Below are 23,546 nucleotides of genomic sequence, written 5' to 3' on the forward strand. Positions count from 1 at the left end.
AGCAAGATCCACTACCAAATACGGCTATGGTTGCGACAACACTTTGTCGAAAAATTCGATCATCGCCTTGCTCGTTTGAGGGTTCAAGAACGTGATCAAATGGCCTTGTCCTGGGATGGTGGTCAAGTCACAGAGGATCCCCACCGCTTTGGCTCGCTCGCGAAACAACAGACTGTTTTGAATCGGCACGATCGAGTCGACTTCCCCATGGATTAGATGAACCGGTGGATCCTCGGCGGAGACGTGCGCCGTCGGCGAGGCCGCTTCGTAGACACTGGGTTTTTCACTGCGGGATCCTCCGAGAAAGTACGCCAATCCGGTATTCTCGAGTGGCAGGTCGCGAAAGTCGCAGGGAGGGCCTCCGACACAAACCGCTTGGATCGCCGGCAGCTTCTGCCAACGCTCATCATCGGCGGGCCACTCGCTCGACGCCAGTTTGGTTTCCATCGGTTCGTCGTTGAGCACCGAAACCAACAACGACAAATGGCCACCAGCGGAATAGCCAAACAGTCCGATGCGACGGAGGTCCAGTGAAAAGCGAGTGGCATTCTCTTTGGCCCAGACCAACGCCTCGCGAACATCATCGACTTGCGAGGGGAATTTGTAGCGAGGAGCCAGACGGTAATTCATGTTAATCGTGGCGTAACCATGTTCGGCCAAAAAGCGTGCGTAGCCTTCAATGGTCCATTTATCGCCGCTCATCCATGCGCCGCCGTGTACGATCAACACGGTGGGGAAGCCGCCGGGGGGCGTGTCTTCGCCGGCGGGAAGCATGACGTCACAAAGCCCCGTTCGATCCGCCCGCTGACTGTATTGTTGGTTCACAAACGTCCGCGGTGCCGTGGACTTGGCCGCCGAAGTCGATCCGTCGCTCAACGGATCGGATGGAATTGTGGCCGGTTGGGATGTCGATTTGTCTTGTTCGGTAACTTCTTCGCCAGCTTGTTCGGCAACTTTAGTGGGGGGGGCGGCCGTCAGCGGGCTGGTGGCGGCCAGAGCAACGATCGCGGTACATGCCCAGCCGAGCCGTGCGGAGGCGTTTGTTGTGAAGCGGCGACAGAGTGTCGCGAAACTGTCAAAATGATGCATCAAAAATCCTTTAAACGCCGAGTGCAATCGAATCCTCGCGGTCGCGAAAATTCCGTCCAACCAAGAAAATGGGGCGGTGGGAGCGTTGCGTTGACAATCGTATAATACGTTCCTTGTCGACCCTGTTTAGTCGTCTTACTCGTACAAAGTTCAATATGGCCATCGAGCTAAACACCGTTCCCGAAGCGGTAGAAGCCATTCGCCGAGGCGAAGTTGTGATCGTCGTGGATGCGGAAGATCGCGAAAATGAAGGCGATTTTATCTGTGCTGCTGAAAAAGCGACGCCGGAAACCGTCAATTTCATGCTCTCCGGCCGCGGCCAATTGTGCGTTTCGGTGCTGCCCGAAGTCTGTAAGCGACTCGAGCTCGCGCCGATCGTTGCACTGAACGATGCTCCACTGAAAACAGCCTTTATGACCCCCGTCGATATCCGTACCGCGAGAACGGGGATCACAGCACGCGAAAAAAGCGAAACAATCCTTCGCATGACTGCCGAAGATTGTGTGGCCAACGAATTTGTCCGTCCTGGACACGTCTACCCGTTGTTGGCCAAAGAGGGGGGCGTGCTTCGCCGTGCCGGACACACCGAAGCGTCGGTCGATCTGGCCCGCATGGCTGGTTTGCAGCCCGCCGGGGTGCTTTGCGAAGTGCTCGACGAAACCGGGGACCGCGCCTCGCGTGATTCGCTCTCGGCGATCGCCCAGAAACATAATTTGAAAATCATCAGCATCGAGCAGTTGATCGCCCATCGACGTGTCAGCGAAAAACTGATCAGCCGAGCCGCCGAGGCGGAATTGCCGACCAAATACGGCAACTTTAAAATCATCGTCTACTCGGTTCAATACGAAGACCAGCAACCAATCGCATTGGTCTACGGCGAGTTGGGTGATGACAAAGATAGCACCGCCGAGGCGCCGTTGGTGCGGATGCACAGCAGCTGTTTTACCGGTGACTTGATCTCATCGCTGCGTTGCGATTGTGGTGACCAATTGCAGATGGCTCTCGAAACGATCAGCAAAGAAGGCCGAGGCACCTTGGTTTATTTGCCTCAGGAGGGACGTGGGATCGGATTGGCTCAGAAAATTCGGGCTTACGCGTTGCAAGACAACGGCATGGACACCGTCGAAGCCAATCACGCGCTCGGTTTCAAGGCCGACATGCGTGACTATGGAATCGGTTTGCAAATCTTGAAGGACCTGGGGCTGAGCGAAGTTCGCTTGTTGACCAATAACCCGAAAAAGACCGAAGCATTCAACCTGCGTGGTTTCGATCTGCGTGTGGTTGATCAAGTTCCGATCGTATCGGCGGTGAACGAGCACAACCAAAAGTATCTCAGCACCAAACGCGAAAAGCTCGGTCACAAGTTGCCGAACCTATAAGGCGTCGCGACGCCAGGTTACTTCTTTCTATTAGATCCGACACGACGAAGTCGAAAAGCTCCCCGATGAAAGACTCCCTCTCGGAATTTAGGCCCGCTCGTGTCGCGATTCTTGGCGTGGGGCTGCTTGGCGGCAGCGTGGCTCGGGCGATCCGGCAATCGGTCCCCTCCGTGCATGTCGTTGGCATCGTTCGCTGTGCTGAAAAAGGCCAGCGGTGGGTCGAGCAAGGAGTCGTCGATTCGGTCACCGAATCGATCGAACAGGCGTGTAGCGACGTCGACGTCGTCGTGGTAGCAACGCCGGTGGACAAGGTCGCCCAAATGGTGATAGCGGCTGCCCAGGCGACCAAGCCGGATTGTTTGATCACCGATGTCGGCAGCACCAAACGAACGATCGTCAATGCGGTCAGCCAGTGCCCCGCCGCAGTCGCCAAATTCGTCGCGGCTCATCCGATTGCGGGAAGCGAGAAAACAGGCGCCGAGCATGCCACAGCGGACTTGTTCGTCGGCAAGGTGGTCGTGTTGACCCCCAGCGAACAGACACCTGCGGGCTTGCTTGAGCGGGCGGAACAATTTTGGCGGCTCACCGGCGGACGGATCGTCACGCTCAGCCCCGAGGATCACGATACGCACCTCGCATCGGTCAGCCACGTGCCGCACTTGGCGTCCTCGGCGGTGGCCAAATTAGTCTGTGATCAATCTGCGGATCTGGTAGGCAGCGGATGGACCGATATCACCCGCGTTGCGGCGGGCGATCCCGCGATGTGGTTGGCGATTTGTCAAGAAAATCGGCCCGCGATTGAGCAGCAATTGCGACGGCTCGCCGAGTCGATCGACGAGGTCCGCCAATGGATGCACTCGCACGACGACGAGAGTTTGCTGCGGTGGCTAAAAGAGGCAAAAACGATTCGAGATTCGATTTGAGTCGGCTGTGGCGTGATAAAACGCGGCACCGCACTGCAAAACTTCGCTATCTGCGGAGTGGACGAGCGATTGCTTCTTGGATTTCCGGCGATACCGAGGCCCCCGGGGCCTATGGAATTTAGCGCCGTTGGCGTAAAAAACGGGGGCGTCGACTTCGACAACGATCCCAACGCTGCCCCTTCAGCGAATACACTTCACTTCGAAATTTTGAAATACTGGAAACGCAACCATGCCGCTTTGGCAAATTGATATTTATCCGGCCGAAGGTCAAGTCGATCGTGAAGCCCTGCGAACCCAAGAAGAAATTCACGAACTTGGGCTGCATGACAACTTGGACGTCGACTGTGCCCGCAGCTTTTTGATCCAAGGCGATTTCGCTCATGACGAGGCAGTCCAGCTTGCCAACACCCTGCTGGTGGACGCGGTTACCGAACGCTCGGTCGTTGCGATTGCCGGCCAAGACGTGCTCAACGAGCCGCCCGGCGACAGTCTGACTCTCGTCAACGTCCTGCCCAAACCCGGCGTGATGGACCCGGTGGCCGCCAGTACGATTGCGGCGGCCAAGGACATCGGGTTTAACGTCGATGCTGTGCGGACGCTTCGTAAATTCTGGATCAGCGATGTCGAAGAATCGGTGCTCGATGCGATTTGCCGCCGAGCACTCTCCAATGACTCGGTCGAGCAGGTCGTGGTGGGCCCGCTCGAAATGGACCAACTCGACGTCGGTTCGGCAGGCCAATTCGAGCTCAAGACGATTCCAATTCGCAAGCTCAGTGATGCGGAACTTGAAACTCTTTCCAAAGAAGGCCAGCTCTATCTGACGCTGGTCGAGATGCAGACGATTCGCGATCACTTTGAATCGATCGGTCGCGATCCGACCGACATCGAACTCGAAACCGTGGCCCAAACGTGGTCCGAGCATTGCAGCCACAAAACGCTCGCTGGTCGCATCCATTATCGCGGCCCCGGTGCCGACGGGACTCCCGAAGCGGACGAGCGTCAGTACGAGAACATGCTCAAAGAAACGATCTTTGCCGCTACGCAAACGATTCGCAAAACACTTGGCGACAACGATTGGTGCGTCAGCGTGTTCAAGGACAATGCGGGCATCGTCACCTTTGATGACGAGTACCACGTCTGTTTCAAAGTCGAAACGCACAACCATCCATCTGCACTGGAGCCCTACGGTGGAGCGAACACCGGACTCGGTGGCGTCATTCGTGACCCGATGGGAACTGGAATGGGAGCCAAGCCGGTTTGCAATACCGACGTGTTCTGTTTTGCACCGCCGGACACTGATCCGACTGGTTTGCCACCTGGCGTGCTGCATCCTCGGCGGGTGATGAAAGGCGTCGTCTCGGGAGTGCGTGATTACGGCAACCGGATGGGCATTCCTACCGTCAACGGTGCGGTTTACTTCGATCGTCGTTATCTTGGCAATCCATTGGTGTATTGCGGCAATGTCGGCATCATTCCCGTCGGGATGGAAGAAAAAGAAGTCATGCCCGACGATTTGATCGTGGCGATCGGTGGACGTACCGGACGCGATGGAATTCACGGCGCCACGTTCAGTTCGGCGGAATTGACGAGCGAATCGGAATCGCTTTCCGGCGGTTCGGTGCAAATTGGTAACGCGATCACCGAAAAGATGGTGCTCGATGTCTTGATGCAGGCACGCGATCGCGGCCTGTTTAACGCCGTGACCGATTGTGGTGCGGGTGGTTTTTCGAGTGCTGTGGGCGAGATGGGCGAAAAGCTCGGTGCCGAAGTTTGGCTCGAAAAGGCGCCGCTGAAATACGAAGGACTCAGCTATACCGAAATTTGGATTTCGGAAGCTCAAGAACGAATGGTCTTGTCGGTACCTCAAGACTCTTGGGACGAACTTCGCGAGCTTTGCGAAAGTGAAGGAGTCGAAGCGGCGATCCTAGGCCGTTTTGCTCCGACCGGTCGTTTGCAACTGACTTACCACGGAAACGTCGTCGGCGATGTGTCGATGGAATTTTTGCACGATGGACGACCGCCAATCATTCGCGACGCCGTCTATCACCCGGCACCGACGACGGTTGCCAAGTTGCCATCGCTGGATGATGCCGGTCATCGCGACGTGCTGTTGAAAATCATGGGCAGCCTGAACGTGGCCAGCAAGCACTGGATCATCCGCCAATACGATCACGAAGTCCAAGCGGGCAGCGTCGTCAAACCGTTGGTCGGTCCGATGTGCGACGGTCCAAGCGACGCGGCGGTTGTCAAGCCACGACTCGAGAGTCGTCGCGGTTTGGTGATTTCGTGTGGCATGAATCCTCACTACGGTGACTTTGACACTTTTCACATGGCAACCTCGGCGATCGACGAAGCGATGCGTAACGCGGTCGCGGTTGGCGCCGATCCGGCCAAGGTCGCAATCCTCGATAACTTCTGTTGGGGATACACCGATCGCTCCGAAACTCTCGGTTCGCTGGTCCGCGCCGCGATCGCGTGCCAAGACATGGCGATCACGCTGGGGACTCCGTTTGTCAGTGGCAAAGACAGCTTGAACAACGAGTTCAGCTACAACGACGTTGACGGCAATCGTCAAACGATCGCGATCCCGCCGAGCTTGCTGATCAGTGCGATGGGGCAAATTGACGATGTTTCCAATGCGGTCACGATGGACGCCAAAACGGCGGGTAATGCCGTCTTCTTGGTCGGTGACACGAAGTTGGAACTCGGTGGATCGCACTTGTTGCTCTCGCTCGGGTTAGATGGCGGTCAAGTGCCAACGGTCGACGCGGTGCAAGCCAAGAACACCTTTGCCGCAGTCCATCAAGCAATCAACGGACGCATGATTCGCGCCTGTCACGATTTGAGCGAAGGTGGTTTGGCGGTTGCCGCGACCGAAATGGCGATGGCTGGCGGGTTAGGGATGAGCTTGAATATCGACTCGATCTGCAAAGAATCCGGGCTCTCGGCGACCGAGGTGATGTTTAGCGAGTCGAATACCCGCTTCCTATGCGAAGTGCCAAGCGACAAAGCGGACGCATTTGCCGAGCTGTTCGCAAAATCAGCTGTTTCCGCGAAACGGCTTGGTACAATGGACGACTCTGGCAAATTGGCGATTATGACCGATGCCGGACCTGCGCTAAGCGTTTTGCTGGCCGATGCCAAGGCAGCTTGGCTCAAGCCGCTGAATTGGTAGTCCTTTCCTTCCCCATCACCCGCCGCATTGCAAACCGACGAAACCTCAATGATTTCAGCGATCGAAAGAGCCGCATACACCGTTGTTGTCTCCCGAGGTCAATCGCGGAACCCGCAAAAGCGGGCGATCGAACAACAACTCGCTGACGCTGCCACGAAAATGGACGGCGTCGACGTGTTGGTCGTTCCGCATTTGTACGACTTACCCAAAACGAGCGAGTCGTATCAGCAGTTGTCGCAGGTCGAGGGCGATTTGATCGTCTTCTCGTGGATTTATTCCCGCGCCGCCCATTGGGTTTTGGATCGCAATGGCGTGCGAGGCCAATTGGTCGAAACGGAAATGGTCGATTCCAAAGAGACCGATTCCGATGGCGAACCGGAGGAGTCGACGAACGGCCAAGCGAAAGGTTCCGAGGACGCAGAAGACACCGTCGACCGAGTCGCGAACTTGTATCCGCGTCCGGATCGCAAAATCCACTGCATTGATTTGAAACTGGCCGGCGATGCCGAGCCATTTCTTATTGAGTTGAAACGGTTACTCTCTCAAGAGACGGCTGAGGAAACGTCACCGCGAAGCTTGCCGATCATCGGCGGGAAACTGGTCGAGGTCGAAGAACAGACATCGCGACGTTGGTACCCTGTGATTGACTTCGGCCGCTGCACCAATTGCATGGAGTGTGTCGACTTTTGTTTGTTTGGCGTTTACGGCGTCGATGCTGCCGAGACCATTTTGGTGGAACAGCCCGACAATTGTCGCAAGGGATGTCCCGCGTGCAGTCGGGTGTGTCCTGAAAACGCCATTATTTTCCCACAGCACAAAGCGCCCGCGATCGCAGGTGCGGAAGTCGAAGGGGACGAAGGATTCAAGATCGACTTGTCGCAATTGTTCGGCGCCCCTGCCGGCGGCGACGATCCGATTGCAACCGCAGCCCGCGAGCGTGACGAGCAGTTGTTGTTAGCAGGCCGCGACACGGTTGGCATCGACGACCAACTGCTCAAACGGCAACAAGAGCACGCCAACCAACCCAAAGACCAGCTCGACCGCCTGATCGATTCGCTCGACGACTTCGATCTGTAGAGCTTGGGTAGCGGAACTCGTCAAGAGAGTTTCGATCGACCCGTTGCCACTGCACCAACGAACAGTCGTGTGACTTAGAGTTACGTTCGGTTGTATCGGCAACGCTTCACCCGCCCAGCAATGCTGGGAGGGTCGAGAAATCGAGCCTTCCGCGAGATTTCCGGGGAAGGCCTCGTGACGTTGAATTTGCACGTCGATGTCGCTTGCCCGCTCCGCCCGGACAAGCCGAGCGGAAGCGAAAACGTTCCGGCGTGCAATGCGACCATTCTGCTCTGGTCGACGCTGTTCGGTGGTTCCATCGCACCCAGCCACGAAGTGGCGACAAGATGTAGCCATGGGCGTCAGCCCATGGACGACGAATCAATCCCGCGCCGTGAGTCCCGAAGGGACGGCAGGAACCGTTGCGGAGCCAATTCCTGTCGCCCCTTCGGGCAACGCTGTGAAGCATTTTGAGCACGTAAAAAGCGGGGTTTTCACCAAGCTCCGAATATGAAAAAAGCCAGATTCCCCCCAAACACTAACTGAAACACTTCAGTCAGAAAGGAATCTGGCCATGAGTCGCAAGAAGCAGACAAAACGTAGTAAGCAAAACCAACGTCGCAAACCTAACCGCCAATCTCGTCGCAAGAACAAGACGATCTTCAACGAGGTGTGTCGTTGGATTGTTCCCAAAGGTGAATTGTTTACCAAAGATACATTTCATGGCAATATCAAATGGATGCCCGAAGAATTGGCGATCCAGGCACTCATCTGATCTTGGCAAAATGAGATAAACGTCACCGATGCCTTCGATCAGACGATGGAAATCTGTGAAGAGCTGGGGCTTCACTGCACCGCCAAAACCTACACGGCCTTCATGAACGCATTGGATCGCTACGAATCGCTGTTCACGACGCGGCTTCGCCAGAGACATCAGTCATTGGCCCAGGAAGTGGGCGGACGTTTTTGGAGGTCCGCTGACTGGGTACTGATCGGCTTCGATGGGTCACGCGTGACGGTCCCGCGAACGGCCGCCAATGAGAAAGCTTTTTGTGCACCCAACTATGGCCGCGGCGTGCGTGCCAAATACGGAAAGAAGAAGTCCAAGGGGATGCGACGGAAGCGGAACCAGAAGAACAAACCTCAGCCACAAGAACCACAAATCTGGGTCACGATGATGTGGCACATGAGCCTTCGTCTACCGTGGACTTGGCGTTTGGGGCCATCGAACTCAAGCGAACGAGGCCACGTCGTGGAGATGCTTAAGGAAGAGACTTTCCCGGAAAAGACACTGTTTTGTGGTGACGCGGGCTTCGTAGGTTATCCTCTGTGGAGTGCGATCCTGGCTGCCGGTGGTGACTTCCTTGTTCGTGTCGGAGCGAACGTGAAGTTGCTCAGCGAGCAGGCTGATATCAAGCAACTCGGTGGAGGTCGAGTCTTGTGTTGGCCCAAGGGGAGGATGGAATCTGGCGCCCCGCCGCTGAAGCTGCGTCTGGTGAAAGTGAAAGTTGGCAAGACGAAGATGTGGATGCTTACGAGCGTATTGAGCGCTCGTAAGCTGAGGCACAAGCAGCTCATTGGTTACTACAAAATGCGTTGGGGAATCGAGGTCGAATTCCGCGGCTTGAAACAAACCATTGACAAGCACAAACTACGTTGCCGCAACAGCGATCGGGCATTGGCGGAACTGGACTGGTCGATTCGCGCGATGGCGATTGCCGAACTGCTGGCGCTGCGAGAACAGATTCCCGAACAGCAAGACGTTCCCGAGCAAGTCGACTATGATCCGAAAAAACGAAGTTTGGCCAACACGATGCGTTGCTTGCGACGCTGCATGCGTCGCCTCGACAAATATTGCAGTGCGAGTGACAACATGCTGCACAGCCTGTCGCAAGCCCTCGTCCAGACCTATCAAGCGGGCACGGACAAGAAGGCGCGTTACCGTCCAAAGAACCCACACAAGAAACCGTTGGGCGATCCTGAAATAAGAAAACTGAACATGGAAGAACGTAAAAAACTCGCCGAATTCCATCAAAACCAAGCAGCCTAAAATACTTCACAGCGTTGCCCTTCGGGGCTTCTTGAACGTGTTTGCTCACGCATCCATGGGCTCACGCCCATGGCTAAAGCCTGCCATCCCTGCGGGACTACGTTCGGTCGCCGCATTAAAATTGCCTCGACGTGGCGAGGTGACGATTGGGCTAGGGATCTTTAGCAAGATCCACTACCGGTGCGGTTAATTTGCGCCGCGGCGGTCGGGGCGGTAGCCGGTGCTTTTGCGGTCGCGGCGTTTCTTTTTGCTTCCCTTCTTTTGCTCACTACCGGCCGCTGCATCCGGTTTGGCAATCGTGTGCACATAGTCGCCGCGGAACCGTTTGTTCGCATCTTGACGCCGTGCTCGGATCGCTTCCTGGGGTGGTTTCGAGGGGATCAATCCATCGCAGCCATCGCCGATCAAATCAGTCCGCCCTACCGAACGCAGTGCCTCGCGGACTTCGAAATAATTCTCCGGTTTGAAGAATTGCATCAATGCTCGCTGCATCTTCCGCTCTTTCATCGCCTTGGCAATGTAGACCGGTTTCTTGGTGAACGGATCCAGTTCGGTGTAGTACATCGTGGTCGCAATATCCAGCGGCGCTGGGATGAAGTCTTGCACCGCGTCAGGCTTGTAGCCATTGCGTTTCAGAAACAACGCCAACTCGATCATCGCGCGCACATCGCTGCCGGGATGCGATGCGATGAAATAAGGGACAATGAATTGCTTTTTGCCAACTCGCTGCGACTCTTCTTTAAAGACGTCGGTGAAATGCTCGAAGTCATCGTTCTTCGGTTTACGCATCTTGTTCAACACGCCAGCGTCAACATGCTCTGGTGCGACTTTGAGCTTGCCGCCCACGTGATGTGCCGTCAACTCCTTCAAGTACTCGGGCGATGTACGCGCTAAGTCCATACGAATGCCGCTGGCGACCAGCACTTTCTTGATGCCTGGCAGATTTCGTGATTCACGCATCAGTTCAATGACGGGGGTATGGTCGACGCCCAGCAGTTTGCAGATCTTGGGATGCACGCACGATTGGCGACGGCAAACCGCTTCGACCTCGGGTTGGGTGCAGTTCATCTGGTACATGTTCGCGGTCGGACCACCGATATCGCTGACCACTCCCTTGAACGATTTGTCCTTGGTCATTTTTGAGATCTCGCCAAGGATCGACTCTTTACTGCGAGATTGGATGATGCGGCCTTGATGCGCCGTGATCGAACAGAAAGTGCAACCGCCGAAACAACCACGCATGATCGTGACCGAGTTCTTGATCATCTCGTAAGCGGGAATCGGTTCCTTGTAACTCGGGTGAGGACGCCGGGTATACGGCAGCCCGTAGATCTGGTCCATCGCCGCTTCGGAAATCGGCGGTTGCGGAATGTTGCAGACCACGGTTTGGGTGCCGTGATTTTGCACTAACCGTCGTGCGTTGTAGGGGTTGGTTTCGTTGTGGATGATGCGAGTCGCTTCGGCGAACGCCACTTTGTCGCTGTTGACCTCGTCAAAGCTGGGCAGGGTCAATGCATCCTCGGGAATTGCGTCGGACTCTGACGCCCCGAGCACATAGGCGACGCCGAGCATGTCGCGGAGCGCTTTGACGTCCTCGCCAGCTTCGAGTCGCTGTGCCATCTCGACGATTGCGTTCTCGCCCATTCCGAAGGCGACAAGGTCTGCCTTGCTGTCCAACAAGATCGAGCGTTTGACTTTGTCGCTCCAGTAATCGTAGTGAGCCAAACGACGCAGCGAGGCCTCGACTCCGCCGGCGATCACGGGGACACCCTTGTAGGCTTCGCGTGCCCGTTGGCAATACGACAGCGTTGCACGGTCGGGTCGCAAACCAATCTTTCCGCCCGGCGAATAGGCGTCGTCGTTACGGACTTTCTTGTTCGCGGTGTAGTGGTTGATCATCGAGTCCATGTTTCCGGCACTGATGCCGAAGAACAATCGAGGCCGGCCGAACGTTTTCCATGGATCACAGGATCGCCAGTCGGGTTGGCTGACAATCCCGATGCGGAAACCGGCCGCTTCGAGCGTGCGACCGAGAATCGCCATCGCAAAGCTGGGGTGATCGATGTAGGCATCGCCGGTAACAAAAACGATATCGAGCTCGTCCCAACCTCGCTGGCGAGCCTCTTCCATGCTCATCGGCAACGGACGAGCGGCGACGGGACCCGTTGGTGCGCGGCCTCCCGCTGCCAAATTCGACAGGTAGTCGCGTGGCATCGAAGGCACGGGAGGATTGCTGGTGGGCTGATCAATGACCGGTAATTGCATCAAAAGGCTGTTTTTTTAGAGAACAGGTTTTTCGAAAACGGGTTTTTCGAGAGCGGGGCTCGGGGGGCGACGACGATTTGCCGCGGCGCACCCATTGTAAGGCGAAACCCCTAATCCGATAGCGAGAATCTTGGATCTGGTCGCGGAGTCGCTGCGAAACTCGATCGAGTCGATGCAGCATTGATGTTGGGGGGCCCAATCCACTCGAAGAGAGTCAGGTTATACCGGTTGGGGGGAATTGTCCTTGGGGGGGGACGTAGTCATTCATTCGGTTCACCGAATAAATGAGCGAAAAAGGGGCAATGTCGCTTAAGCAGAAGCTAGCGTTTGCTTGACACGGTGGGGCACCGTGTAGACATCGGGTAACCGGTGGCTGACCACGTTTGAATTTAGTTTGATCCGATGACCACTACCGAACCATCGATGCCAATTATTGATCGCGAGCAATTGATCCAGCGAATGATGGGAAGTGCAGAGATGGCCAAACGGATGCTTTGTCGATTTGTTGAAACATCACGCTCGGAGTGTGATCTGATCGAATCCACAGTACGGCTAGGAGACAAAGGTTCACTGGCGTCGTTGGCCCATCGACACAAGGGAACTGCTCAAACCATGGCGTCAGCTCGTGTGGCTCAAGTGGCTGCCGAGTTAGAGACGCGTGCTCACTGTGATGAAACCAGCGAGTTACTCGCAATGGTGGACCAGCTGCGATCGTTACATCGAGAGGTCCAAGTGTTTTTGAGCGACGAATTTGCGGTGAGCGTTCCTGCGGGGAGTGGAGAACAGAAATGACAATGAAAAAAACAAGCAAATCAACGAATATCTTGGTCGTCGATGATGATCCGATCGCTGCGGAAACGCTGCGGCATGCCCTCTCTTATTTCGGTTACTCCACAGCCATTGCTTCCGATGGGGTCGAGGCGCTGCGATACGTTCGCACCGGTAAATATCGAATGGTTATTTCGGATGTCGAAATGCCGCGGATGAATGGGATCGAATTATGTCGCGAAATTCGCAGCCGTAATTCGTGCGATTACACCTATGTCATTTTGTTGACGGGACGTTGTGATACCGAGAGCGTGGTCGAGGGGCTCGATGCGGGCGCCGACGACTACATTGCTAAGCCGTTTAGTCCCAGCGAAATGTTGATGCGTATTCGCGCGGGTGAGCGACTTTTGTTGCAAGAAAGCCGCGAGTTAATGATTTTTGCGCTCGCCAAGTTGGCCGACAGTCGGGACAACGAAACAGGCAGCCATCTCGATCGCATTCGTGAATACTGTCGTTTGCTATGCGTCGAGCTTTCGACTTGGCCGAAATTTCAAGAAACGATTGACGGGATCTACATTCAATCGATCTACGAAACCAGCCCGCTGCATGACATCGGAAAGGTCGGCATTCCGGACCGCATCCTGCTGAAGCCAGGCAAGCTGACACCCGAAGAATTTGCGATCATGACTCAGCACGCAAAGATCGGCGGTGACACGCTGAAATCGGTCGTGGACGCTCATCCTGAATCGACGGTGTTGCACATGGCTTATGAAATCGCGATGACGCATCACGAACGCTGGGACGGAACCGGTTACCCTAACGGATTGGCAGGCGAAGCGATCCCACTTTGTGGCCGCATCGTAGCCGTCGCCGATGTTTATGACGCTTTGACCAGCGAACGCGTTTATAAACCCGCTTTTCCACACGAGAAAGCCATCAGTGTGATCAAAGAAGGTTCGGGTTCCCATTTTGATCCTGATATGGTCACCGCGTTCCTAAAACTTGAGGACGAATTTGCCAAGATCAAGCAGAACTTGACTGATTGTTTGGAAACCGAAGATTCCGAGTTTCTGCCTCTTCTGAGAACGCCGGCGACTCCATCATGGGCCTTACAGATTAACTAATCGCACCCACCCACAATAACCGGTTGTTCAATCGGTTCATTGCGAGAATCACTGCAAATCCGAACAACCCCATCGACCGATTAGATCCCATTAAGCAGTTAGACAGGAATGATTGGGTGAAATCTCATTAGCCGCTTGGGCGCTAGCCCCGGTTGAACGTGACTAGCGACCTGTTGATTTAGTGAGCCGTGACGCGTGAGCGGCCGGGTTCCTCGCATTTACCCGGTGCCTTACGGCCCACGGCTCACCAGTGCAATCTACATTTCGTTTAAATCAACAGCCGGTAGTGCTAAAACGGCTAATATACCGAAAGACTCCTGCCTAACTGCTTAGTCGTTGTGCGTAGCAGAATCGCCGCGCGTCAATTGATGGGGCTGGAATAATCAAGGACGATAGGGGCATTAGGATGACGATTCAAAAGCTGCGTGCGCAGCGAGAGACTTCGCCAACAAAGATTTTGGCAATCACTTTCATGGCCGCACTGCTAGCGACTCCCGTGCATGCCGCAGGGACAATCAGCAATGCGTTGTCGGCACGTGAAGCCGGTCGTGGTGGAACGAATCTCGGCTTTGGCGACAACGGTGTGTTGCTGCATGACAACGCATCCGGGATGCAAGGACTCGTTGGCGATTGCTTCGGCGACGATTCGTATATCGATATCGGTGGCGCAGGACTGTTTACCGATTTGTCCTACTCCGACGACGACAACCCGACGACGGACGCGGCGGATAATCCAACCGGTCTTGGTTATTTCATGATGGCCCGCCGCTGGAACGAAGACATCGTGCTTGGCTTCGGTGCATTTGCCCCTGCCGGATTTGCATCCGACTACGACTTGCAAGGCCCCGCGACGCTGCCCGGGACTCACACTTACAAATCGTTTGGTGCTCTAGTACGCATTTTGCCCGGAATCTCGGTTCGCATGACCGATCGCTGGACCGTCGGGGCAACACTCGGCACGGCGGTAAGCCACGTCGAAATCGAAGGACCGTATTACTTGAATTCAGGACCGCTGCGTGGCACGCCCACTGTGCTGGATATCCAAGCCACAGGGGCAGCACTCTCTTGGTCATGCGGAACTCAGTACGCCTTGTCCGATCGCACGACCATCGGTGTGAACTACCAAAGCGAAAACGAATTTAAATCCGATGGCAAAGCGGCCGTCGACATCTCGCCATTAGGACGCAGCTACTATGACGTCGAGTTTGGTTTGACTTGGGCTCGATCGGTGGGCGTCGGAATCATGCACCAAGTCGATTCCTGTCAACGGATCGGATTGGATTTTGAATGGGAGGATTGGTCCAGCGCGTACGACAGTGCGAATATTACCTTTACCAATCCGACCAATCCCGTTTTTAGGGCCGTTGCAGGTCCAAAGATCGACGAGGTCTTTCCATTACGATGGAAGGACGCGTTGATCGTGAGCACTGGGTACGAACGCGATCTTGATGATCATCGAACCGTTCGCTTGGGATATCGTTATCAAGACAATCCCATCCCCGCGGCAACGACGTCGACCTATCTGCAAACCACGTTGCAGCACCACTTTTCCGCGGGCTATGGATTCAAGCACAGCGGATGGGAGATCGACACGGCGTATCAATTCGCCTTTGCACCGGATGTGCACACTGGGACAAGTACTTATCCCGGTAATGATTTTTCCAATGCCACCATCTCGACGCAAACGCACATGGTGTTTGTCAGTGCGATGCGTCGATTTTGATCGCTAGCTTTGGGGTTGCCGAAGCACGTTTATCGCTTGGTCATTTCCATGACCACGACGTTTTCGTTGACTTCGGCGACCACACGGATCTCTTCGACTGTGGATTGGACGATTTTGTCGGCCAATTTCAACATGTCGCCGCGGCTGCGGTAAATGAGATGCCAATCCATGAACATTTCCATGTAGCCAACGTCACGAATTTCCGGCAAGAAGTTCGCGATCACCAGCTTTCCACCGGGGCGGACACAATCGAACAGATTGGCGGTCAATCGCATCGCGGTCGAGTCGGCCAAGTAGTCGTACAGCCCCGTCGTGTAGATCAAATCAAACGAGCCGAGATCGAGATTCCCGGTCAGCATTTGCCGTATGTTGGCGGTCACGGGCTCGATTCCGTAGCGTCCATAACGGTTTTCAATCTCTTCCAGACTCTCGGCATCGGCGTCCATTGCGACAAACCGATTGAAGCGGTTGCGACGGACTGCCAATGACAAACCTGCTTCGCGAAGATGCCCCGCCGCGACGGCCAAGACCTCTTGCCCACTTCGTTGACGAGCGATGTTGTCCAGCAATTCCGCAACATAACATCGTCGTTCACGTACGCCGGCTGACGCGGGGGCTGAGGTGGTGTAGTTAAACACAGCCGAACCCACATGGCTTGCTTCGGGCCGTTGCCAATCTTCTTCGCGACCGTAGATGTAATCCATCATCACGGCATCGCCCGCATAGCCACGGGGCTTATTGAACGCTCGCGAAGTGAACGGGTCTTGATGAACCAAAGGGCACACGGGATGTGCTCGCCCTACTTTGATGAATTCGGCCCATTGGTCCTTGGACGATTCGTGACGGATGTCACGTAGTTCGTGAAACAGGACATCCACGGCGTTTTCGATCACACCCGTTTCCGCGACCGGTGATGACAACACCGAGTGAACGTGATCAAGCAGTTCCTTAAGATAAGCCGTGGTGTTTTTTTGCTGAGACGATGACGTCTCGATGGTTTGTTGAGTTGATTGCGGCGTACCCGACGGTCGGACACGCCTACGATGATCCTGTGACATCACTTTCATGATGGTTTTGCCCCTACATTGATTAGTGAAAAGAGTCAGCGAACATGATGAGTGGTTGAACACTGAAGATTCAAACCATAGTCATTTCGTGACCAAGTTGCGAGCAATATTCCAAACTGAAAACCATTGTCAAGTCAGGTGCAGTGAGTTGTATCCGCGTTGTGTGTGCGATGGGCATGTTCGGATTGTAACGCTCAGTAAACATGTTTTGCGCATTGCGCAAAATGAATATCGCTTCGGGATTTCCGTACAAACAACTCGATTGACTAACCGTTACAACTCACACAACAAGCGCGGCGGTAACTCGCCAACTTGCGCTCGCGATGCGCCTTGGTACGCGGCGAACACCTGCTGTAGAAGGGGGAGCCTGCCCTGCGATATATGCTGAAAATAATTGAGAATTTGTACGTAAAGCCCGCTTGCACTCCGATTGTGTTCTAGGCTTCGGCAGGATGTAGCGGCAATACCTTTGAATCTCTCCTCAATCGATTTCACCGGATGCTGTTTCGAGGGGGGCGAGAGTTTGGCCAGAAGAGTGTTTCCGCATTGCCCAAAGGCCATCCATCCGACTTTCGCAACGTAAGGGGATCCCTTGCGATCGGGCTTTTCGTTACCAACTCAAATCGTCAACGGGCTACCGTCCACAGGTAACGCCCTCAAAGACATCTCACCAATGACCACCGTTCCGATACCTCTGCCCGAACTCAGCGATTACGCGGCCATTGATGCCGTCGAGGATCACGGTTCCGTGAAGAGTTGCCGTGTGCAGTCGTACGTTATGGGCGATGTCTACTTGGCAGAATGGATCGAAGCTCAAGAGACGTCACCTCAGCGATACTCGGCGCTGCGTCTGGATTGGCAAACGAATGTCCGCGAGCAACCGCTCGGAAGTCTGAAACAGCAGGCGTTATACGATCATGCTCGGCGTCTGACGCGTGTCATCAGCGTGCCGCGTGGCGTCGCTTTGCATCAGCAATTGTTCACACGTCGGTTTGAGTTGGACCACGTGTTGCCGCTCGCCATCTCCTTGACGAAGTGTCTACAGGATTGGCATCGCATGACGCGAGTTCATGGATGGCTCAGTCCGCAAAACGTTTTTTGTGATTCGCATCAGCAGGTCGAATTGCGAGACGTTTCGGTGCTGAATGTTCACGCGCAGCAAGATATCCTTGGCTTTCCAGTCGAAGATCTTGTCTTTATTTCGCCTGAATCGAGTGGATTGTTGTCGCGGAATATCTGTCCCGCGTCGGATCTGTATTCCGTTGGCGCGATTCTGTTTAGCATGCTATCGGCTCGACCGCCGATCGAGGCATCGAATGCGAGCGATTATTTTGATCGTCAACTCAGTCTCGAACCGCCTCGATTGCGTGAGTTGCAGCTAGACGTACCGCCAGCGATTGATGATTTGGTCGCGCGTTTGTTGCGGCGAGATCCGCGGGATCGCTATGAGACCGCTGCGGGGTTGTTGTACGATCTTCAGTCCATTGAAAAACGGCAAACCGCCTCCACCACGAAGACGTTCGCCATTGGGACGCATGACATTCGCCCCGAATTGGCCGAAGCGACCTTGGTCGGCCGCGACGTGGAACTGGCAGCGATCCAACAATCAATTGTCAATGCGCAGTCCGGCCACTCTCAATTGCAAGTCATTACAGGAGCCGAGCCGAGCCATCGCCGTTCCTTCGCCGACGAGGTCGTGCTACGTGCAAAAGCCGAAGGGTTGTTTGTGTTTCGTGGCGGAGCGACCACGTCCACCAATCCAAAGCCACTTCAATCGCTCGACACGGTTTTGTCCGCCATCGAGTTGTTGTGTCAAAAACAACCGGAACTCGCCGATCGACTTGCTGAAAGCACAAGAAATCACGCGGCGACGTTGCGAGAACTATGGCCTGCGCTCGCACCACTTTGGCCAACTTCGGCGGATCATACAGGTCCCGAGGCGTACGGCAGCCAGCGGGCGGCGATCGCTTTGGCAGAGGTTTTTGCGGCATTAGCCGAAGAGCCTCAAGGGGTTGCGTTATTATTCGATGATCTTGATATCGCGGATGATTTGAGCCGGACAGTGATCCGAACGATCATGGATCAGGTCGCTTTATCGCCTGGCCACCGAATGCTATGCGTCATCACAGGGAACTCGCCTGAATCATTGAACATGACGCCAGGTGGTTCGCACATTCGATTAGGGCGTCTGTCCTCGGATGCGCTCGAATTGCATCTCGAATCGACTGCGGGAAAAATCTCGGAGTCGATCAAGTGCTCGATTGTTGACGTCGCTGATGGTAGCGTGACGATGGCTTCGGCGTTGTTGCGGCGGATGATCGATACCAAGGTCGTCACGCACTCCGACGAGGGCTGGGTCGCCCAAGGGCAACTGATCGAAGCACTGCGAGGTGACGAATCATTTGCAGAGCTACTCGACCGACAAGTCAACGCATTGTCGCAGTCGTCCATGCGGCTATTGGCGTCGGCCGCCGTGATTGGCCAGCAGTTTCATTTGGAAATGCTGACTGCGGTGATCGGGGTTCCCTATGCACAAGCATTGCAAGTGGTCAACGATGCACTCGGACGGCGTATCCTTTGGCGTGAAACGCGTCCCGGTTGGTTTTGTTTCGCCAACAATCAAATTCATCAACAACTGCTCCAACATCTTGATCCGGTCGAACATCGCAGCATCCACAAGCAAACGGTTGCCTATCTCTGCCAGCATGACCCCGATAATCTTTACGATTTGGCGTTTCATTACGATGCTGCTGGCGAAGGGGAACTTGCACTGACAACATCGCTCCGCGCGGCCCGAGCAGCACGTCAACGATTTTCGTTGTCCGTGGCGCAAGACCAACTGGAGATTGCCAAACGCTGGGTCGGCAGTGACGACCGCGAAACGGGTTTCGAGATCTTCGAAGGACTCGGAACAATTCATTTGCTGGCGGGACGCTACAACCAAGCCGCAGACAATTTATATGAAGCGTTAGAGTTGGCGGACACACCACTCGAGCGAGCGCGAGTCCAACAGCAAATCGGGGAAGTTGCCTTCAAACGTGGGCGATTCAACGAAGCGGCAACTCAGTACGAACAAGCATTGGCAGTAACCGGTATTCGGGTTCCCAGTAATTTTTTCACCATGTTTTGCGGGCTGGTATTACAGATATTTTTCCAAGTGTTGCACAGCTTTTTGCCCGCACGCTGGATCGCTCGCAATGCATCGCTGTCCGAACTGGATTGTTTACGGCTCGAATTACTCAGTCGCCTTTCGCGAGTCTACTGGTTTAGTCGGCATACTTTGTGGACGCTTGGTAATCACTTGCGCTCGTTGAACGAGGCGGAACGATTTGCACCGTCGGCGACCCTGGCGGCGGTTTATAGCGAACACGGACCGGTGATGAGTTTGCTGCGCTGGTTCGGACGTGCTAACCGATATGCCGAACGATCGCTGGCGATTCGCAGTTCACTGAATGATGTGTGGGGCCAGGGGCAATCGCATCATTATCACTGTGTCGTAATGTTGGCCGAGTGTCGATTTGACGAAGCGATCACGACATCAAAGCACGCAGTGGATTTACTGCGACAAACCGGCGATGTTTGGGAAATGAACATGGCTCGCTATCAAGCTGCCAATGCGTTGTACCGAATTGGACGCTATGCCGAAGCAGCCGAGCTTGCATCACAAATGTTCGAGTCGGGACGCCAGATCGGAGACCGGCAAGCAACGGGAATTAGTTTGGATGTTTGGGCGCGGACGACGCCTCAAACGCTTTCGCTACCACTCGTTTTAGAAGAGGCTGCACGTTCGCGTCCCGACGCTCAAAGTCACGCTCAAACGCAACTCGCATTCGCCGTGATGTTGTTGCATCACAATCGGATCGACGAGGCCGTTGTCGTATTACAAGACGCGATCAAGCGATGTGAAAAAGCTGGCCACTTGAATGCATACATCAGCCCCTGTTACGTTTGGCTGGGAACGGCGATGCGTCGCCAACTCGAAGCGATCGATCGTCGCGATGGTCGAGGTTTCAAAAACAAAATGCGGAAAACACGTTCCGCGATGCAGAAAGCCGCGACCATCGCTCGAGGTTTTCCTGCCGATCTTTCTCATGTCCACCGTGAACTTGCCCTCCTACACATGATGCAGGGGAACCTTCGTCGCACAGTCGGGCAATTGAATTCCAGTCTCAAATCTGCCGTTCGTTGGTCTCAACCGATCGAAGAACGAGACTCGTTGAAATTGCTGCAATCGTTGCATGAAAGCGAAGTGGATTACCTCGGCAGCTTTCCTGAAACGAAATCTCAGCGGCTTGTCGAGCTCAGTCAACTCTATCCCGCCAGCGCGAGTGAACAAGCGGTCTCGGGCCTAACATCGACCAATTTATCATTGGCGGATCGGTTCGTTACCGTATTGAAATCGGGTCGCCGGATTGCTCAAGCGCTTTCCGCAGATTTGGTTTACGCCGAAGCAAGCGAGTCGGCGCGACGATTGCTGCGTGGCCAACATGTTGACGTGGTTACGATTCACCAAAACCTTAGCCAATTGGTTTGCAAACCTTGGAATGGCAAGGATTCAGAGCCCTCGTGTCAGCGTCGTGCCGAAGCGAACGAGAAATTGATTCGTATGGCTGTGCAAACAAACCAAGCCGTTTGTCTTGATTTTGACGCAAGCAACGTGGGCGGAGGCAGCGGCAGCGCCATTGCTGCGCCGATCGCGTTTCGGGGTGAACCCGTTGCAGTGATCTTGGTCACGCACCTTGAATTGAAAGATTTGTTCGGTGCAGACGAACGACGAATTGCAGACTTTGTCACCACATTGGCCGGTGCGGCTCTGGAAAACGCAGACGGATTTCTGCGTCTACAGCAGATGAACGATACGCTTGAACAGCGAGTGTTGGAACGTACTAAGGCCGCCGAAGATCGAGCCGGGCAACTTTCGAACAGCAACGAACAACTCCGGGCAACCGAGGAGCAACTGCGTCGCGCGATCGTACAAGCGAATACCGCCAATGAAGCGAAAAGTCGATTTTTGGCGACCATCAGTCACGAAATTCGCACCCCGCTCAACGGGATCCTGGGAATGACACGACTGGCTCGCGGATCATCGAGCGACCAGCGTCAATCGGGATACCTGGAAACGGTCGAAGAGAGCGGGCAGTCGCTGTTGACGTTGATCAATGACTTGCTTGACTTCTCGAAGCTCGAAGCGAACAAGATGGAGTTAGAGCGAATTCCAATGGATCTGGAACGTCTGGCTGGCGAGGTGAGTCGCTTGATGGCTGCATCCGCTTGGCAAAAAGGGGTCGAGTTGGTGTGCGATGTCGATCCCCACATTCCCAAAGCGATTTTGGGTGACCCTTCTCGTTTGCGTCAAATCATCATGAATTTGATTGGCAACGCGATCAAGTTCACCGAGCAAGGTTATATCTCGCTAACAATCACGACACTCGAAGATGACAAGGGCGTCGATCAGCTTTCCATCGAAGTACAAGACAGTGGTATCGGAATTCCGCTGCAGCAACAAAGCAAAGTGTTTGAATCGTTTTCGCAAGCCGACAGCAGCACCACGCGTCGATACGGCGGCACGGGGCTCGGACTGGCCATTTGTCGTGAACTCGCCGAACGAATGAAGGGAAAGATCGAACTACGCAGCATCGCAGGGGTGGGCAGTACATTTACGGTCTTGCTGCCACTTGAACTCGACGCCGAACAGCCGATCGCTAGTCCGTGCCCCGTGCTGGGCAACCCACGAGTAGCGATCATCGATCCGTTGGACGCTTCGCGAAATGCCATCGAAACGGCACTTGGGTCGATTGGTGCGAAGACGCAATCGTGGCCTTGTCATTCCCATTCAGGGCAATTGAATTTTGATGAGGAATTTTTCGAACATGATTGGGACTTGGTGATTTTTGGCTTTGATCAAATCGAAAGCCTGGCTAATCAATGTGCTGATTTGGGAATTCCTTGTTTGTTTCTGTTACCAGCCCATACGACGTTGGACGTCCAACGTGGCCAGTGGTCGGCTGAGTTGCGCAAACCTGTGCTTCCCACCGAATTGCTCACCGCTGCGATTGGGCTGTTGCAACGTGATCCCGAACATCGTTTTGAAAACGCCGACGATGCAACAACACGTCCTGCATCGCCATCGGATGAACTTCCCGATCCACCGTTTGGGACCGCGCCCCTTTCGATGCGGAGAACGGGGAAAGTGCTCAGCGAGCTGACTGCACCGGACCAATTTGAAAAGTCAAATCACGAGAATACAGTTGTCGATACCAACACGGCGTCCCGACCGGTTCGGATCTTGGTCGCCGAAGACGGTGTGATTAATCAAGAAGTGATCATGGGGATCTTGGAGATGCAAGGCTACGAGGTTGTCGTGGCAAATGACGGAGTGGAAGCCGTCGAGCTGGCAAAACAAAACGCCTTTGATATCTGTTTGATGGATGTCGACATGCCACGCCTGGACGGTATCGATGCGACCAAGTTGATTCGAGAGCAGGCATGTGAAGCGTGCAAGCATCTTCCCATTATCGCCATGACTGCCCATAGCGACGATCAAATTTGGGAATCCTGTGAGGCCGCTGGGATGAACGGCTACCTTGCCAAACCGATCCAGCCGGAGATGCTCTTCGAGATGATCGAACGTTACTGTCCCACAAAGACCGTCGAATGCTAATTGTCCAGTCACCTATGCCAGCGAAGGAGACTGCGGTAATTAAATTCAGCGATGCGCAAGCCTAACGTCACCTCTCCCAAACGCAGTTTGGGAGAGGTCGAGCAGAGCCCACAGCGATGCTCGGGTGAGGGCCGACCGAGCAAGTCGAAGCTCGTGGCAACGTCCATCTCCGCCGCAAGACCCTCACCCGGATGAGGCCTAAATGGCCCATCCGAACTCTCCTCAGCTGAAGCGCGGGAGAGGTGGCTCGTTACTTCTGCCCTGTC

General features: G+C 54.8%; 13 protein-coding genes. 10 read left to right on the plus strand and 3 right to left on the minus strand.

Annotated features, from left to right (window positions below):
- Positions 1-24: 24 nt before the first annotated feature.
- Entirely contained in the window at positions 25-1,089 is a 1,065-nt protein-coding gene (locus SH528x_RS05815; protein WP_442509583.1) for an alpha/beta fold hydrolase, read from the minus strand.
- A 155-nt stretch (positions 1,090-1,244) separates the two neighbouring features.
- Here SH528x_RS05815 and ribA point away from each other — a divergent pair, with 155 nt between their 5' ends.
- The 6 genes from ribA to SH528x_RS05845 all read left to right on the plus strand — a co-directional run bounded on the left by ribA (position 1,245) and on the right by SH528x_RS05845 (position 9,672).
- Positions 1,245-2,468 carry a GTP cyclohydrolase II gene (gene ribA, locus SH528x_RS05820; protein WP_442509584.1) on the plus strand — a complete coding sequence of 408 codons (1,224 nt, stop codon included), beginning with the start codon at positions 1,245-1,247 and terminating at the stop codon, positions 2,466-2,468.
- A 65-nt stretch (positions 2,469-2,533) separates the two neighbouring features.
- On the plus strand, positions 2,534-3,391 hold the full coding sequence (locus SH528x_RS05825) for a prephenate dehydrogenase (RefSeq protein ID WP_442509585.1): 858 nt from the start codon (positions 2,534-2,536) through the stop codon (positions 3,389-3,391).
- 229 nt (positions 3,392-3,620) lie between these two features.
- The gene (gene purL / locus SH528x_RS05830; protein ID WP_442509586.1) at positions 3,621-6,566 is read left to right on the plus strand and encodes a phosphoribosylformylglycinamidine synthase subunit PurL; all 2,946 of its coding nucleotides are present in this window, start codon (positions 3,621-3,623) and stop codon (positions 6,564-6,566) included.
- 48 nt (positions 6,567-6,614) lie between these two features.
- The gene (locus SH528x_RS05835; protein WP_442509587.1) at positions 6,615-7,643 is read left to right on the plus strand and encodes an ATP-binding protein; all 1,029 of its coding nucleotides are present in this window, start codon (positions 6,615-6,617) and stop codon (positions 7,641-7,643) included.
- A 553-nt stretch (positions 7,644-8,196) separates the two neighbouring features.
- A complete protein-coding gene (locus SH528x_RS05840) occupies positions 8,197-8,397 on the plus strand; it encodes a hypothetical protein (protein WP_442509588.1) in 201 nt (66 codons plus the stop codon).
- A 45-nt stretch (positions 8,398-8,442) separates the two neighbouring features.
- A complete protein-coding gene (locus SH528x_RS05845) occupies positions 8,443-9,672 on the plus strand; it encodes a transposase (protein WP_442509589.1) in 1,230 nt (409 codons plus the stop codon).
- Positions 9,673-9,858: 186 nt separating this feature from the next.
- On the opposite strand, the gene SH528x_RS05850 is transcribed toward SH528x_RS05845, so the two are convergent.
- On the minus strand, positions 9,859-11,937 hold the full coding sequence (locus tag SH528x_RS05850; protein ID WP_442509590.1) for a YgiQ family radical SAM protein: 2,079 nt from the start codon (positions 11,935-11,937) through the stop codon (positions 9,859-9,861).
- 402 nt (positions 11,938-12,339) lie between these two features.
- Here SH528x_RS05850 and SH528x_RS05855 point away from each other — a divergent pair, with 402 nt between their 5' ends.
- The 3 genes from SH528x_RS05855 (at position 12,340) to SH528x_RS05865 (ending at position 15,552) form a co-directional block, all read left to right on the plus strand.
- On the plus strand, positions 12,340-12,729 hold the full coding sequence (locus SH528x_RS05855; protein WP_442509591.1) for an Hpt domain-containing protein: 390 nt from the start codon (positions 12,340-12,342) through the stop codon (positions 12,727-12,729).
- Complete coding sequence (locus tag SH528x_RS05860) at positions 12,726-13,829, plus strand: HD domain-containing phosphohydrolase (protein ID WP_442509592.1); 1,104 nt, start codon at positions 12,726-12,728, stop codon at positions 13,827-13,829. The genes SH528x_RS05855 and SH528x_RS05860 overlap by 4 nt, the downstream gene beginning before the upstream one ends.
- A gap of 406 nt (positions 13,830-14,235) precedes the next feature.
- Positions 14,236-15,552, plus strand: a complete 1,317-nt coding sequence (locus tag SH528x_RS05865) for an OmpP1/FadL family transporter (RefSeq protein ID WP_442509593.1) — start codon at positions 14,236-14,238, stop codon at positions 15,550-15,552.
- 29 nt (positions 15,553-15,581) lie between these two features.
- On the opposite strand, the gene SH528x_RS05870 is transcribed toward SH528x_RS05865, so the two are convergent.
- Positions 15,582-16,610, minus strand: a complete 1,029-nt coding sequence (locus SH528x_RS05870) for a class I SAM-dependent methyltransferase (protein WP_442509594.1) — start codon at positions 16,608-16,610, stop codon at positions 15,582-15,584.
- 682 nt (positions 16,611-17,292) lie between these two features.
- Here SH528x_RS05870 and SH528x_RS05875 point away from each other — a divergent pair.
- Positions 17,293-23,280: an ATP-binding protein gene (locus SH528x_RS05875; RefSeq protein ID WP_442509595.1), complete on the plus strand. Its 5,988-nt coding sequence runs from the start codon at positions 17,293-17,295 to the stop codon at positions 23,278-23,280.
- Positions 23,281-23,546 lie beyond the last annotated feature (266 nt).

The sequence above is a fragment of the Novipirellula methanifontis genome (genome assembly GCF_052161655.1).
GTDB lineage: Bacteria > Planctomycetota > Planctomycetia > Pirellulales > Pirellulaceae > Novipirellula.

Excerpts from the sequence above, each read along its gene's own strand:
- SH528x_RS05850 (WP_442509590.1), bottom strand. The coding sequence starts at position 11,937 with ATGCAATTACCGGTCATTGATCAGCCCACCAGCAATCCTCCCGTGCCT.
- SH528x_RS05875 (WP_442509595.1), top strand. The coding sequence starts at position 17,293 with ATGACCACCGTTCCGATACCTCTGCCCGAACTCAGCGATTACGCGGCC.
- SH528x_RS05865 (WP_442509593.1), top strand. The coding sequence starts at position 14,236 with ATGACGATTCAAAAGCTGCGTGCGCAGCGAGAGACTTCGCCAACAAAG.
- SH528x_RS05840 (WP_442509588.1), top strand. The coding sequence starts at position 8,197 with ATGAGTCGCAAGAAGCAGACAAAACGTAGTAAGCAAAACCAACGTCGC.
- SH528x_RS05825 (WP_442509585.1), top strand. The coding sequence starts at position 2,534 with ATGAAAGACTCCCTCTCGGAATTTAGGCCCGCTCGTGTCGCGATTCTT.
- purL (WP_442509586.1), top strand. The coding sequence starts at position 3,621 with ATGCCGCTTTGGCAAATTGATATTTATCCGGCCGAAGGTCAAGTCGAT.
- SH528x_RS05845 (WP_442509589.1), top strand. The coding sequence starts at position 8,443 with ATGGAAATCTGTGAAGAGCTGGGGCTTCACTGCACCGCCAAAACCTAC.
- ribA (WP_442509584.1), top strand. The coding sequence starts at position 1,245 with ATGGCCATCGAGCTAAACACCGTTCCCGAAGCGGTAGAAGCCATTCGC.
- SH528x_RS05855 (WP_442509591.1), top strand. The coding sequence starts at position 12,340 with ATGACCACTACCGAACCATCGATGCCAATTATTGATCGCGAGCAATTG.
- SH528x_RS05860 (WP_442509592.1), top strand. The coding sequence starts at position 12,726 with ATGACAATGAAAAAAACAAGCAAATCAACGAATATCTTGGTCGTCGAT.
- SH528x_RS05870 (WP_442509594.1), bottom strand. The coding sequence starts at position 16,610 with ATGTCACAGGATCATCGTAGGCGTGTCCGACCGTCGGGTACGCCGCAA.
- SH528x_RS05815 (WP_442509583.1), bottom strand. The coding sequence starts at position 1,089 with ATGCATCATTTTGACAGTTTCGCGACACTCTGTCGCCGCTTCACAACA.
- SH528x_RS05835 (WP_442509587.1), top strand. The coding sequence starts at position 6,615 with ATGATTTCAGCGATCGAAAGAGCCGCATACACCGTTGTTGTCTCCCGA.